At 50.6% G+C, this 15616-nt stretch carries 7 protein-coding genes; all 7 read left to right on the top strand.

Translation table 11 applies throughout. The annotated features are described in order from the left end of the window. Positions 1–160 precede the first annotated feature (160 nt). Entirely contained in the window at positions 161–2581 is a 2421-nt protein-coding gene (locus F0L74_RS28090) for a glycoside hydrolase family 31 protein (protein ID WP_188316208.1), read from the top strand. Between the two features lie 153 nt (positions 2582–2734). Beyond that, a complete protein-coding gene (locus tag F0L74_RS28085; protein ID WP_246197837.1) occupies positions 2735–5977 on the top strand; it encodes a SusC/RagA family TonB-linked outer membrane protein in 3243 nt (1080 codons plus the stop codon). 23 nt (positions 5978–6000) lie between these two features. Beyond that, complete coding sequence (locus tag F0L74_RS28080) at positions 6001–7530, top strand: RagB/SusD family nutrient uptake outer membrane protein (RefSeq protein ID WP_149841216.1); 1530 nt, start codon at positions 6001–6003, stop codon at positions 7528–7530. A 17-nt stretch (positions 7531–7547) separates the two neighbouring features. Next, positions 7548–8753 (top strand): oligogalacturonate lyase family protein, encoded by a 1206-nt coding sequence (locus F0L74_RS28075; protein ID WP_149841215.1) that lies wholly within the window; start codon positions 7548–7550, stop codon positions 8751–8753. Positions 8754–8757: 4 nt separating this feature from the next. Further along, the gene (locus F0L74_RS28070) at positions 8758–9822 is read left to right on the top strand and encodes a glycoside hydrolase family protein (protein WP_149841214.1); all 1065 of its coding nucleotides are present in this window, start codon (positions 8758–8760) and stop codon (positions 9820–9822) included. A 13-nt stretch (positions 9823–9835) separates the two neighbouring features. Continuing rightward, on the top strand, positions 9836–12658 hold the full coding sequence (locus F0L74_RS28065; RefSeq protein WP_149841213.1) for a glycosyl hydrolase: 2823 nt from the start codon (positions 9836–9838) through the stop codon (positions 12656–12658). A 75-nt stretch (positions 12659–12733) separates the two neighbouring features. Beyond that, complete coding sequence (locus tag F0L74_RS28060) at positions 12734–15553, top strand: DNA/RNA non-specific endonuclease (protein WP_188316207.1); 2820 nt, start codon at positions 12734–12736, stop codon at positions 15551–15553. Positions 15554–15616: the final 63 nt, after the last annotated feature.

The following is a 15616-nucleotide window of genomic DNA, read 5'->3' as shown; positions in this document are numbered from 1 at the left end:
GAATTTGCCAATAAATAACAAAATTTCCATCCCATGCTCTCCTAGTCACCCCGCGCACTGTACATTTTTACAGCATAAAAGCAATTTCTCCATGTGCTGAACCCGTTTTTACTGCCAATTTTATAGCGGACAGGGGGGATTCACTAAATCAACGCGAAATATGTTAAGGGGAATTTTAGTACGATGGCTGGTAACCGGGACAATGATGCTACAGGCATTATATGTACAGGCTCAAATAGGGGACTACCGGCAGGACTTCAACAAAAAAGGGAACACAGTTCATTTCACCACTACCAGTGCGGAAGTACAAGTGGAATTTTGTACGCCTGCCATGTTTAGGGTGCGCGCCAGCCGTAATGGCAGTTTTGCGCCTAATGAACCATGGATGGTCACCGCTTACGACTGGCCGGCGGTGGATGTGCGGACAAAGGAAACAACTGCCCGTTTCGAATTGCAGACGGATGCCCTGCGGGTGATCGTTAATAAACAGCCTTTCACTATAGACGTATTTACGGCGGATGGGCGCCTGTTATCTTCAGAATCGGGCGCCGGCGCATTATTGTCTGCCGATAGCACCGGTTGCCGGAAAAGATTACAACCGGATGAGCATTTCTTTGGTTTTGGGGAGCGGATGGATTTCCTGGACCGCCGCGGCAAAACCGTACGGCTGAATGTGGAAAGAGGGTCCGGCATGCCCCACGCTACCGGCGCCTATAATATACTAGCGGCCAACTACAGCCCGGTCCCCTTTTTTATGAGCACCAAAGGATACGGCATTTTCCTGCATAGCTCCTTTGCCTCTACCTGGGATATGGGCAGTACCGTTCCTGATCAATACACCTTCAGCGCCGAACAAGGCAACGCGGAGCTGGACTACTATTTTATATATGGTCCCGGTTTTGCCGGCATACTGGATCAGTACACCGCGCTAACGGGCCGCTCTCCCTTAATGCCCTCGTTTGCCATGGGGCTGCACGTAGGCACCTACAGCGGCGGCACCTGGGGATATGAGCAGCATACCTCCGTAAGTTATGTGCTGGCATTGGCCCGGCGCTACCGGGAACTGGGTATCCCGGTAGACATCCTGTTCCTGGATTCTACCTGGCGCCTGTTTGGTAAAAACGGCGGAAAAGGCGCTACCAGTTTCGAATGGCGGGAAACCTTCAACAATCCCAAGACCATGTTCGATACCCTGTACGCCATGCATTTTGGCGCAGTAGGCCTGCATATACGGCCCCGCCTGGATAATGGCCTGCACAACCGGTTGCTGGATAATGCCGTTGCCGGCGGGTATACCTACCCGGAAGCCAAAGGCCCCGGTGAGTTTCCTAACTATTTTGACAGCAGCGCCGTAAACTGGTGGTGGGACCATGCCGTGATGAAAGTGGCCAGCATTGGCGCCCGTTTCCTTAAAACAGACGAAGGCAGCTCCTTTGGCCACCTGGCCAACGAGAGCAATAAAGTAGGCCCTACGGGCGATGCCGTGCGTAAGCTGCACAATATATTTCCGCTTGCCTATACCAAAGCGCCCTACGAAAAATTTGCGGCTTATAATGGCATGCGGGGCATGAACCAGACCCGCGAAGGCTGGGCTGGCATTCAGCGTTATCCTTACATTTTTGCGGGCGATTGGCCCAGTGAGTGGCAATATTTTGAACCGGTGATACGTGCGGGTCTTAATATCGGATTGTCTGGCGTAGGCTACTGGGCGCATTGTATGGGCGGCTTTGAACGCCCCGCGGATCCGGAGCTGTATATCCGCTGGTGCCAGTTCGGGATGCTGAGCCCTGTGGCCATGGTCTTTGGTATGGACCATCCTGGTTACAAAGAGCCCTGGAACTATGGTAAGGAGGCGCTGGCCAATTTCATAAAATATGACCACCTACGTTACCAGCTGTTGCCTTATCTCTATAGCAACGCTTATGATATGTACACCACGGGCATGCCCCTTATGCGGGCCCTGGTGCTGGCTTACCAGGATGATCCAAATGTATATGATATCACCGACGAGTACCTGCTGGGCAGCAGCCTGCTGGTATGCCCGGTAACGCAAAAAGGCGCTGCCACCCGTATCGTATACCTGCCGCAAGGCCAGTGGATAGACTACTGGACAGGTAAAACCTATGCAGGCAAACAATACCTGAATGTGGTAACGCCGCTGGATCAGCTGCCGCTGTATATAAAAGCCGGCAGTATCATCCCCACCCAGCCTGTGCAGCAATATGTAGGCGAGCGGGTGATCGATACGCTGACATTAGATATCTACCCGGGCGAAAACACAGCTTTCAGGCTGTATGAAGATGATGGGAAAAGCCTGGATTACCAGCAGGGGAAATTTGCTACCACTACCATTAGCAGCAATACTGTGAATGAACATCTGAAGATCTCGATAGCGCCGGCAACTGCCAACTATAAAAGTACCTTAAAGCGCTTTTTGCTGAAAGTACACCTGCCGGCAAAACCAAAGAATGTAACTGGCACTGCTGCCATCAAATGGGACTATGATGCAGCAACGCAAATACTGGAGATAAGCGGTATGCCGGCCGGGACAGCCGGTAGCGTGGACATTGTACAACTATAACATAGTATGCAGGTAGAACATGAACATAACCGGCAGCAGCATCTCAAACAGCTAAAAAGGCTGGAAAAGGTGCTGGTCCTGCTCTTCATCCTCGCTTGCGCCCTGCTCTTTTATTTCCTGTTATGAAACATTTTGATTCAAATTCTACTCCACATGAAAAATGAAACCTTCCAACCTTATCCCTCGCGCATCTTCCGCATTTTGTTGATGTGCGCCTTACTGGTGATCCAGTATTCCAACGGTTTTGCCCAGGGTGGTCATCCTATCGATGGCCAGGTACTGGATGCTGATGATAAATCACCGCTGCCAGGCGTAAACGTACGCGTTAAAGACACTAATACAGGTACTGTTACCGATGCACAGGGGCGTTTTCACCTGAATGTGCACAAAATGGCGGGTTTGATATTTACTTATGTAGGCTATGAGACCAGGGAAATAGCGGATCCACGTGATCCCAAACTCACCGTTGAGCTCTCCAAAGTGAACCAGGGCCTTACAGAGGTGCTGGTGATCGGTTATGGCACCAGCCGTAAACGCGATATTACCGGCGCAGTGGCTACCTTCAATGCAAAAGGGATTGAAGAGCGGCCGGTTACCCGTGTTGATCAGGCGCTTATTGGCCAGATGCCGGGCGTGCAGATCCGGCAGCAAACCACTATGCCGGGCGCGGGTTTTAGCGTACAGGTTAGGGGCTCCGGCTCCATCAGCGCCGGTACAGAGCCGCTGTATGTGATAGATGGTTTTCCGCTGGATGTGGTGAGCCAGAGCGCTTCCGGTGGTTTTACCGGTAACCCGCTGAACAACCTTAATCCCAATGATATTGAAAGCATACAGGTATTAAAAGATGCTGCCGCTGGCGCTATCTATGGCTCCAGGGCGGCTAACGGGGTGGTGATCATCACTACCAAAAGAGGCCGCGTTGGCAAACCGCAGGTAGCGCTTAACGCGTATGCCGGCGTTAGCCGCGCTGCCAGGAAACTGGATGTGCTTTCGCCGGAAGAATGGATTGAGCAGGCTACAGAACTGGCCAATTATAAATGGGTGAACTCCGGCGCGGGCAGAACGGCTTCCCAAACCAATGACGAACGCAGGGCTATCCTGGGACTTGCGCCGGGCGCCTATAATAATAACTTTATGCCGGATGACAGATGGACCATGCCCGGCCATCCGGGGCTGGAATATGTGGACTGGCAGGATACTGCTTTCAGAGCGGCGCCTTTCCAGAACTATCAGCTGTCTGTAAGCGGCGGTACGGATGCAGTACGTTATTTCTTCTCCGGCAATTACCTGAACCAGGAAGGTGTATTGATCAATTCTGGTTACAAGAACTACGCCGCCAGGGCTAATATCGAAGTGAACGCCACCAAACGGCTAAAGTTCGGGTTTAACCTGGCGCCTACCTACTCAGAAACGAACTCGCCCAGCGCGGAAGGGAAGGACAACCAGTTGATGAAATTATTCAACATGGCGCCCATTGTGGAAGATACCGCAGGTATCAACTCAGGCGCCGGGAAAAACTCCGTGTATCCCTGGGCTACCTCCAGCGTAAGCCCGGTAGCTTTCCTAAACCATACCATCAACCAGAATAAAACCACGCGTATCCTGTACTCGATGTATGGCGATTATGAGCTGCTGAAAGGGCTGGCATTCAGATCTACCCTCAACTATGATGAAGCGAACCAGAACACTAAAAAATATACGTCTGATTTTGCTACCGGCAATCCGGCCCAGTATTTAGCACAGCCAGGTAAGAACTCCTCCGGCTCTTACAGCGGTTATAAAAAGCAGAACTTTGTGAACGAGAATACGCTGAGCTATAACCATAGCATCGGCACAGATCACACCATTTCCGCGGTGGCGGGTTTCTCCTACAACTATGTGCATATCGAGAACTTTACGCTAAGCACTGCCGGCGGCTTTGCCAACGATATTGTAACTACGCTCAACAATGCCATTCCTAATACAAATGGTGTAACGGTAACGGGTAACACTACGGAAAGCAATAACGCGCTGCTCTCTTATTATACACGCTTGCAATATGGCTTCCGCGATAAATACCTGCTTAGCGCCAGCATCCGCCGGGATGGTTCATCCCGTTTCGGAAGCGCTAACAAATGGGGCACCTTCCCTTCTGTATCCGCAGGCTGGCGTATCTCTGAAGAGCCATTTATGAAACGCCAGAGCCTTTTTAACGATCTGAAGCTGCGCGCCAGCTGGGGCAGGGCGGGTAACTACAGCATAGGCGATTATGCCACCCAGGCTTTGCTCACCGGCGCTAATTACAGCTTTGGCGGCAATACCCCGGTTACCGTAACCGGCCAGATCCCTAACGGTATTCCCAACCCGTTGCTGCAATGGGAAATGTCAAATACATATGATGCCGGTTTCGACGCTTCGCTGTTAAAGAGCCGGGTAAACATCGTGTTTGATGTATATGAAAGAAGGAACACAAGGCTGCTGCTGAACATTCCTGTTCCCGCTGCCAGCGGTTTTACCAGCAGCCTGCAGAATATAGGCGCGGTAAAAAATACTGGTGTGGAGCTGGCGGTAAACACCATGAACATCGTAAAACGCGATTTCCAGTGGAGCACCAATGCCAATGTTGCCTACAATAAGAATGAGGTATTATCACTTGGCCCGGATGATGCGCCCATTAACGTATCTGCGGCCTATAGCGGTAACCCTGCTTTCCTGCTGCAGAAAGGGCTGCCCATGTATAGCTTTTACCTGATAAAAACCATTGGCACTTTAACGGAAGCAGATATGGCAGACGCCAAAATAGCCAAACTGAGCGGACAAACCGTAGGTGACGCCAAATACCTGGACGCTAATAAAGACGGCAAGATCGATGCGAACGACCGTGTGGTTGCCGGCCAGCCTACGCCCAAATTTACCTGGGGCATCACCAACACTTTCAAGTATAAAGATTTTGACCTGAACGTACAGGTGTATGGCCAAACGGGCGGTTCCATTTATTCTTTCCTGGCCCGCGCTATTGACAACCCGGCCAATGGCCGCGCTACCAACCTGGGGGTCTGGCGTGACAGGTGGACGGCTGCCAACCCTAATCCCAATGCGCCCAGGGGCAAGATCGGGCTGGGTTATACCATACCGCTGTTCACCACTGATTGGTTGTACTCTTCCAATTTTGTACGCATACAGAACATTACCCTGGGTTATAACCTGAAACGTTATCTCAAATCTGGTTTCATCAATAATGCCCGCGTATATGCCACGCTGCAGAACTGGTTTAGCTGGGATAACTATAAAGGCGGCGTAAACCCCGAGGCGCAGAATACCAACGTAAGCGGCAGCGGCAGCTACCCTTTACCCGGCGACTATGGCGCTATGCCGCTCAACAAAACAGTTATCGTTGGCGTAAATGTTACTTTTTAGCGAATACTTAAATTGATCATCTCATGCAACGTCTATCATATATTTCAATATTGTTTTCACTGGTGATATTGAGCGCCTGTAGCAAGAAGCTGGACCTGAACCCTGTTTCCAATATTACCACGGAGAATTTTTATACCAATCTCAGTGATTTTCAGCAGGCCGTTAACGGCGTCTATAACAAGCTGCGGGCCTACCCGGACTGGGCCATGTGGATGGGGGAGATGCGCTCTGATAATGTGAATCCTGCCTCTGACGGTAACCGTGACTGGCAGGGCATCAACGATTTCTCGCCCAACCTTACCACCACTGCTTTTATTGTAAGCGCCTGGAATGATGCATTCAACGGAGTATACAATGCCAATACCGTATTGGATGCTATCGCTGCAAAAGGTACCGGCATCCTGTCGGATTCGCTGAGCAGGCGTTTTACCGCGGAATGCCGTTTCATACGGGCATTCTATTATTTCAACCTCCTGCGTTTCTATGGCAAAGTGCCCATTATTGATAAGGTGATGACCATTACAGAAGTGGGCAATATTGGCAGAAGCCCAGTACCAGACGTGTATAATTTTATCATAGGGGATCTGCAGTATGCTATAGATAATCTGCCGGCTTCTTATCCCAACGCAGACCTGGGCCGGCCCACAAGCTTTGCTGCCAAAGGCATGCTGGGATTGGTGTATATGACAAAATCCGGCCCTACCTATGGTATAGACGGCGGCCCTGGTCTTAACAGCAACGAGTATGATAAAGCGCTGGCCCTGTTCAATGATATTATCAACAGCGGCCGTTATGCCTTCCTGAATGATTATGCCAGCATCTTTTCCTATACCAACGAGAATAATAAAGAGGTACTGTTTGATATACAATTTGTGTCCACCACCAACGGCGCGGATTTTCCCAGCCAGCTAGTGCCGGATACTTACTGGACCGGTCTGGGCTTGCAAAGTTATGGCAACGGTTATGGCTCCGCCTCTTACAATGTAACAAAGAATATGCTGCAGTCTTACCGCGATAACGCAGGCGGCGGCGTGGATAAACGGGATACTTTCTCCATACAGCACGCCTATGCTCCATCTGCATCCGCGCCAACGGTAATGGATACTACACGTCCCTTTATCCGGAAATACATTGACATGAATAGAAAGGGTACTAAGCGGGATGATTGGCCGATCAACTTCATCGTATTGCGCTATACGGATGTGCTGATGATGAAGGCGGAATGTATTCTACACGGCGCAACCGGCTCACAGGCGGATGTTGATAATATCGTAAACCAGGTAAGAAGCCGCGCCGGCGTAGGGCCTACAGCCAATGTAACCCTGGCGGCATTGATGGAAGAGCGCCGCCGAGAGTTCCTGGGAGAAGGGCTCCGCTGGAACGACCTGGTGCGCGAAGGCATGGCCGTGAGCACCATGAACGCCTGGATCGCCAGCGATAGTGCAACAGCCACCGTGCATGAGGTAGTGCCCCAGTTTATTATTTACCCGGTGCCACAAGCGGAAATACTGGCAAAACCCGGGCTGTACGATCAGAACAACGGTTATTATTAATCAGAAAAATATTCCACATGAAGACACTATTGTTTGCGTTGTTATGCGCTACGCCTACTGTTGTAACCATGGCACAGCAGGTAATGGAAACCGGCGGGCAACAACCCATGCCCGCCTCCTGGATCGACAGCAAAACGCATCATAAGGTAGTACGCCTTACCAATCTGCCCGGCTCCAATGCCAGCTTCTATTTTCATAACAACCCTTTTATTGGTAATAAAATGGTGTTCTACAATACCGGCGAAGCGGGCAAACAGATCTACACCGTTGATCTGAGCACCTTAAAAACAGAGCAGGTCACGCAGCAGGCGTCTCCTATGAATGGGGAAATTGCCGCGCCTAAAGGCAGGAATGTATTTTACCAGATCAAGGACAGCGTGTTCTCTACCAATATTGACACGAAAAAAACAGAACTGCGTTTTGTATTCCCGGCTGATTTTAAAGGCAGCATCACTACGCTCAATGCAGACGAGACCTTATTGGGTGGCGCCTGGTCAACCGATGCAGAAAAGGCTATCTCCAAAGCAAACCCGGAGAAACATGATTACTTCGGTAAGATCTATGATGCCCATCTGCCGCGCACCTTATTCGTGATAGACCTGCGCACCAGATCGCTGCGTAAGATCTTTTCAGACAGCGCCTGGCTGAACCATGTGCAGTTCTCGTCTACCGATCCCTCATTACTGATGTTCTGTCATGAAGGCCCCTGGCATAAAGTAGACCGTATCTGGACCATTGATATCAACACAAAAAAAGTACGGCTGATGCACAAGCGCACCGTGGATATGGAAATTGCCGGGCATGAATTCTTTTCACCGGATGGAAAGACCATTTGGTTTGATCTGCAGCAGCCGCGCAGCGTGACCTTTTACCTGGGTGGCGTGGATGTAAAAACATTGAAGGAAAGAAAGTACTCGCTGGATCGGAATGAGTGGAGCATCCACTATACTACTGACGTCAAACAGCAGCTGTTTGCCGGAGATGGCGGTAACCCTGGCCAGGTGGCAAAAGCCCCGGATGGGGAATGGATCTACCTGTTCCGTCCGGAGGGAGATAAGTTTGTATCAGAGAAACTGGTAGGTATGCAGCATCATAACTACAAGCTGGAGCCTAATGTGCATTTCTCTCCAGATGGCAAATGGATTATTTTCAGGGCCAATTTTGAAGGCGTGCAGGAAGTGTATGCGGTAGAGATAGCCAATAACGCAACGGCACACAATTAATCATATGATCTCAAGAAGAGCTTTCCTTGCCGGTATGGGCAGCACTTTATTGTATAGCAGGCTGGCGGGTATGGGATGGCAGGAACGTCCCATATCCGCCTTCAGCAAACACCTGCACCCCGTAGGCCGTGCGCTGGAAATGAAAGACTGGTATGTGTGGTGTAATAGCCCGGTAGAAGGGGAAGATGGAAAGATCCACGTCTTCTTTTCCCGCTGGCCGGCTAAGCTGGGCATGGGCGGATGGATCAAAGGATCAGAGATCGCCCATGCGGTAGCTGATCACCCGGAAAAACCGTTTACGTTTGTGCAAACGGTACTGTCTCCCAGAGGGCCCGGTTATTGGGATGCTACTACCTGCCATAACCCGAACATTCAAAAGATCGGAAATAAGTATTATCTTTTTTACATGGGTAATTCCAATGGTAAAACAGATACAAAACGTATAGGGCTGGCGATAGCAGACTCCCCTTACGGGCCCTGGCAACGTAGTGATACGCCTTTACTGGAAGCCGGCGCGCCCGGCGACTGGGATGATCATTGTACCACCAACCCTGCGTTGGTGCATCATCCCAATGGCGAGTACTGGCTGTATTATAAATCATGGAATACGGCAGACTATGAGCGGGATGCGGGTAAACCCATCCGCGGCAACCGCAAATACGGGCTGGCCATTGCGCAGCAACCGGAAGGGCCTTATCATAAATATCCGCATAACCCGCTGATAGACTTTTCCGGCCTGGGTGATAACAAACAGCTGGAAGATGCTTTTGTATGGTACGGGCAGGGCCGTTTTAATATGCTGGCCCGGGATATGGGCGTATATGATCAGCGGTCCGGTTTATATATGGAAGCAAAGGATGGCCTCAAATGGTCTCTTCCTTCCATTGCGTATTATGATGCCGCACACTATCATATACAGGAACCGGCGCCGCCGGCATCGCTAAAGCGGTATGGCCGTTTTGAAAGACCACAGCTGCTGATGTTAAAGGGTAAACCCGCTTATATGTTTACCGCCGCGCAGGGCGGACAGTTTATGACCGCTTCATCTTTTATATTCAGGATAAAATAATAGCCACGTTATTATGCACACCAGAGGATTACTTATTGCCTGTTTGTTGATCTGTTCTTTCCAGTTGCCCACGCAGGCGCAGCAAAATGAAACTTTGCGCTGGCCGCCCGTTCATCCGGAAACACGCCCCTGGACCCGCTGGTGGTGGCTGGGGAATGCGGTGGACACACCGGGGTTGGCTTACAACCTGCAGGCCTTTCAACAGGCAGGCATAGGAGGGGTAGAGATCACGCCTATCTATGGCACAAAAGGATTTGAGCAGCGCTTTATCCCTTTTCTTTCTCCACAGTGGATGCATATGCTGGGTTATACCATTAATGAAGGCAAACGTTTAGGCCTTACGGTGGATATGAATACCGGTACCGGGTGGCCTTTTGGCGGGCCTGGTATCAAACCGGAAGATGCGGCAGGCAAGGTGTACTTCAAGGAATATACATTGCAGGGTGGGCAACAGCTGCAGGAGCCGGTACGTTATGATCCGCCGCGCCGCTCACAACCTACTGAACAGCCTTCCCATCAACCCCCGCCACCGGCAGTATTACAGGCATTAATGGCCTATGGCCCGCAGGGCCGCATACTCAATCTCACAGAAAAGGTGAATGCAGCCGGCGCCTTAAACTGGACAGCCCCTGCTGGTAGCTGGCAACTGGTAGCGCTGTTTAACGGCAAAACCGGGCAAAAAGTAAAACGCGCTTCGCCAGGCGGCGAAGGCTGGGTAATGGATCATTTTTCCAAACCGGTGGTGACTGGTTACCTGGAAGGGTTCACTACCGCATTTAAACAAACAGGCACGCCTGCGCCACACGCTTTTTTTAATGACTCCTATGAGGTCTTTGGCGCAGACTGGTCTGCGGATCTGCTGCAGGAGTTTGCCAAACGCCGCGGTTACCGCCTGGAGGATTACCTGCCTGCATTCCTGGGGCATGGCAACCAGGATACCGTACGCCGTGTGGTGAATGATTACCGGGAAACACTGTCTGATATGCTGCTGGAGAATTTTACCCATAACTGGACCAGCTGGGCGCACCATATGGGCAGCACTACCCGTAACCAGGCCCATGGCTCGCCGGCCAATCTGCTGGACCTGTACGCCGCGGTGGATGTGCCGGAATGTGAATCCTTTGGCACCACCCATTTTAATATCCCCGGTCTCCGGATAGATAGTAACGAGATCCGCCATACGGAAGCTAATCCCCTGATGCTGAAATTTGCCCCTTCCGCGGCGCATATCACTGGTAAAAAGTTTGCATCCGCAGAAACCTTTACCTGGTTAACAGAGCACTTTAAAACGGCGCTATCGCAGTGTAAACCGGAACTGGATAATATGCTGCTCTCCGGCGTGAACCATGTATTGTTCCATGGCACGCCTTACTCGCCTAAAGATGCGCCCTGGCCGGGCTGGCTGTTCTATGCCTCTGTGGAGTTCTCCCCTTACAATACTTTCTGGCGGTATATGCCGGCCTTTACTGGTTATATCACCCGCGTGCAATCCTTTCTGCAGGATGGCATGCCGGATAATCATGTGCTGCTTTACTGGCCGGTAGCTGATATATGGCAATCGCCCATGAGCGATCCATATTACCAGTTCGTGATCGGTAAAACAGCGGAGTGGATGAACCCTTTCCCTTTTTATACGGCGGCTAATGCGCTGGTAAATAGCGGGTATGATGTAGATTTTATCTCAGACCGTTTGCTGCTGCAAACTGCGGTGCATGATGGCAATATCAGTACTGCAGCTGGTTCGCCGTACAAGACAATTGTAGTGCCTGCGTGTAAATTTATACCGCTGGAAACTATGCAGCATTTGGTACAGCTGGCCAAAGAAGGCGCTACCGTGGTATTCCTGGAGCACCTGCCGGAAGATGTGCCGGGCCTGCAGCAATTGACAGCACGCCGTCAGGCGCTGGCACAGTTAAAACAATCATTAAACAATATTGCTTTTACCAATAAGGGGATCAGCTTTGGTCAGGGCCATATCATCGGCGCTACTACCGCCGGTGCAGCCATGCCCTTAACCGGGCTGCGCCCGGAAACCATGGCGCAGCAGGGATTGCGGTATATTCGCAGGCGCTATGACCAGGGGAACTATTATTTTATCGCTAACCAGCAGGCCCGTGCCTTTGATGGCTGGGTAACGCTGGCATCCTCCGGCAACAGCGCTGCCCTGTTTGATGCCTATACCGGTACAAGCGGTATTGGCCGCACACGCCAACAAAATGGACAACTACAGGTATACCTGCAGCTGCAACCCGATGAGTCCATCATCATAAAAACAACCCGTGACAATACGCTCCAGGGCAACCCCTGGGCCTATTGGCAGCCAGCCGGTGAGCCCCAGCCGCTGACCGGTAAATGGGACCTGGCCTTTACCGGCGGGGAACCAGCTATAAAAAAGACCTTTACGCTGGATAAACCATCCTCCTGGACACTGCTGCCAGATAGCGCCGCTAAGATCTACGCAGGCGCGGGGCGTTACCGCATTAGTTTTGATAAACCGGCTACTGTAGCAGATGACTGGCTGCTGGACCTGGGCACGGTGCGGGAAAGCGCCCGCATCATCCTTAACGGTCGCCCATTGGATACGCTATGGGCACTGCCATTCCGTACTCGCATAGGGCAATACCTGAAAGCTGGTAAGAATGTGCTGGAGGTGGAAGTGGTGAACCTGCCGGCTAACCGTATTGCGGATTATGACCGTAAAGGGAAGGAGTGGCGTATCTTTTATGAGATCAATTTTGTGAACGTATTCTATAAACCGTTTTCCGCCGCTGACTGGGCGCCTGTTCCATCCGGATTATTGGGGCCGGTGAGCTTAGTGCCCCTGAAACGGGAATAAGCAATGATAGGGAGGCTGATTAAAAAAGGCGTATATTCAGGGGTAAGATCCCATCCCTCAAAACCTTACGAGGCTATGCCAAACGAATATCAGCCGCCTATGCCCGGCCATATCACAAACACTGCAACAGCATCGCCCACCCGTCCGGGAGGCGCGGCCTTTCCCGCAGTTGATCCGCTTCAGCAAAAAAAAGAACCGCAGGCGCTTATGCCAGCGCAACTGTCTGCACAACAAAAGCAGGTAAGTGGCGCGCCACCAGTCACACCTCCTCGATTTGTGTTGCCTGCGGCGTCTGCGACCATAGCGCAGCCGGTTGATCATGGAAGATTTACGTTAGGATCAGGCCCTGCCGGCAGGCCACCCCTTCAGGCTAAAGCCCCCGCTGTTACTGGTACGCCAGTAGTACAAAGGGCGTTGCATACCAAAGAAAGTGTTTTTATAGACCAGTTGAAACACCAGCTGGTAGCAGGTATTTATAATTTTAACGGGCCTAAATATGACGATCATACCGAGTTTTTGAATGCATTGAAGACGGCCGGGTTGATCGATATTGGCAACTTGCTCAATGAAACCTATAAGGATCTTAAGTATGGAGGGAAAGCCCAGACGCAAAAGACGCAGGCCCAGTTTTATTCGGATGAAAAGGACAAGGGATTCAAGCTTGTTACTATGGATGCCGTGCGAAAGCATGGATTACTGATAGATGGTCTTTCACTTGCCGAATCCTCCGCCACCTGGGATGACTATAGGCCGCGTCTGGATAACACTAAAAAAAAGAATGAATCCCAGGCTTCACTAACCGTCGAAGGTGTGGGAGGGGGACCGGGCGCCGGCGCCAGTACTAAAATAAAATGGGACGAGATAGATACTACAGCCAAGGAAGGGAAAAAAATGACCGCTCTCGTACTGGGACCAGATCATCCGCTGGGAAGCCCGCCAGGCGATGACGGGAAGATACAATCCTCCAACCTGACAAAAAAAACAGGCAAAGCATATATAGGCGGGCATTTGCTGAATGATCACCTGGGAGGGCCTGGTACAGACAGACGGAACATCACCGCGCTGCCTAAGGATGTAAACACAGAGCAATCTGACAAAATAGAGGAAGAGGTGAAGAAAAGGGTAAATGGCAATGGTGAAGTTGTTTTTTACCAGGTGCAGGTCACCTACGGCAATGATGTACCTCTGAATGTCCCCTATGCTAAAAACCTGTATTCCGCCTTTGGCACATACAGACAAGGCACAGATTTTTCCGATCCAAAATTCACCAACTTTGGCAGTATCCCTAAAGCAGACCTGGAAGACTTTTATGAACATCACCTGCCTATTGAAAGCCCTTCTGATTATGCAAAACAGACAGGAACGGGCTATAAGCTCACTGATGATAAGACCTATACATCCGGCAAAAAACGCGCACCCGCATTTAACAATACCAACCTAACGGCCGCCACAGGTAAAAAAGCCGTTTTTTCTATAAACAAAGAAAATGACCTTTTATTAAAGGACGCGAAACAAGTAAAACTGGAATTCATCTCCTTTGCCATCTACTCCCTGCCGATAGCGGCCATGCGGGAAAAGATACAAACGCTGGAGGTGGATGTGAAGGACAAGGAAGAGCAACGCCTTAAAGACGAAGAAGCGCTTAAAGAGATGGAAGAGCAGGCACAGGAACATGAGGGGCTGGTAAAGGAACAAAGCGCGGAAATAGGACGGCTGCAAAAGGATGCGGAATGGCGTGACAGGCTGTTAAATGAAGGAGCAACAGAGATAGGCAGGTTAGAAAAAGAAGCTGAGCAACGCAATGAATTTATGCAACAGCTCCGGGACAGCTTATCGGAGATCTTCGAAAAAGTACTTGAAGAAAAAGAACAGCAGCCAGATATTAATACCGCCGGCAATAAAGAGCTGCTGGATAAAGTGAAGGAATTACGCAGTGCCCTTACGTCTCAAAAAGAGGAGCTGCTGGCATCCCGGGAGGAATTGAAACGGGTAAAGGTAGAATTACAACAGGTAAAGGAAAAACTGGAGAGAACGAAGGAAAAATTAAGAATAGCAAGAGCAGAACGGGATAAATATCACCAGCAAAGCAGCCATCGCGCAAAAGGACAGGGGGCCTTGTATTCATTGCTGCGCGATGATCCGGAGTACCGGGATTATGCCCCGCCTTCTCCAAGTAGCAAAAATCCCTGGGAGGAAGGCAGCCAGATCGGAAATATTATCTATGATGAGATCAGTACATTAAAATCAGAAAATGCTTTCCTACTGGGGAAAACAGCCGCTTTGGACCAACAGCAGATGGCCGGAAAACTAGGACAGGCGCATGGTTATGGCGGATTCATACCGCCTGAAAATGTGGAATTATTACTGCTAAAGCAGCTATTTAGCCAATATGACTGGAAAACTTATAGCGACGACTTTGTAAATGGATTTAAGCAAGGAATGGTCAAACTAATAGAAAGTTATATAAGCGGGTTTCAGCAGGGGCGCAGAAACAAATCGCTGGAAATGCAGTTTGAGCAACAGCAACAGCAATGGCCACCGCAGGATAACCGGTTTGAGCGTGAAGACAGGAACAGGATCGAAAGAAGGCGTTCCCCTTCGCCAAGACGAAGAAGCAACCAGGATACTGGCTTCCGGCCTTTCAGAAATGAAAGCAGCAGTAACCGGGATAAGTTTTACCACCCAAGGGATAGGTACACGGACGAAAGACGGCGGCCAAGGGAACGTAGCCCTCAAAGGGACCGTAGCCGTAGTCCTGAGCGGAATAGAAGACGTTCCAGGTCCAGGGATAGAATATTCCGGAATGACAGGCGGGAGCGTAGCAGGGAAAGGGACAATCAATCTTCATCCAAAAAAAGACAGCGGTCACCATCAACAGAGAGGCGGCGCTACTAAAGCCAATCCCGTTAAAAACATTCATAACGTGTTAAATGTAAAGCCAGGGCTGAAAAGCCCCGG

The sequence above is a fragment of the Chitinophaga agrisoli genome (assembly GCF_008386695.1).
GTDB classification, from domain to species: domain Bacteria; phylum Bacteroidota; class Bacteroidia; order Chitinophagales; family Chitinophagaceae; genus Chitinophaga; species Chitinophaga agrisoli.
Note: the sequence above shows the minus strand (reverse complement) of the source record. Positions and strands in the feature narration are given on the sequence as shown.

Excerpts from the sequence above, each read along its gene's own strand:
- F0L74_RS28090 (WP_188316208.1), top strand. The coding sequence starts at position 161 with ATGTTAAGGGGAATTTTAGTACGATGGCTGGTAACCGGGACAATGATG.
- F0L74_RS28085 (WP_246197837.1), top strand. The coding sequence starts at position 2,735 with ATGAAAAATGAAACCTTCCAACCTTATCCCTCGCGCATCTTCCGCATT.
- F0L74_RS28080 (WP_149841216.1), top strand. The coding sequence starts at position 6,001 with ATGCAACGTCTATCATATATTTCAATATTGTTTTCACTGGTGATATTG.
- F0L74_RS28075 (WP_149841215.1), top strand. The coding sequence starts at position 7,548 with ATGAAGACACTATTGTTTGCGTTGTTATGCGCTACGCCTACTGTTGTA.
- F0L74_RS28070 (WP_149841214.1), top strand. The coding sequence starts at position 8,758 with ATGATCTCAAGAAGAGCTTTCCTTGCCGGTATGGGCAGCACTTTATTG.
- F0L74_RS28065 (WP_149841213.1), top strand. The coding sequence starts at position 9,836 with ATGCACACCAGAGGATTACTTATTGCCTGTTTGTTGATCTGTTCTTTC.
- F0L74_RS28060 (WP_188316207.1), top strand. The coding sequence starts at position 12,734 with ATGCCAAACGAATATCAGCCGCCTATGCCCGGCCATATCACAAACACT.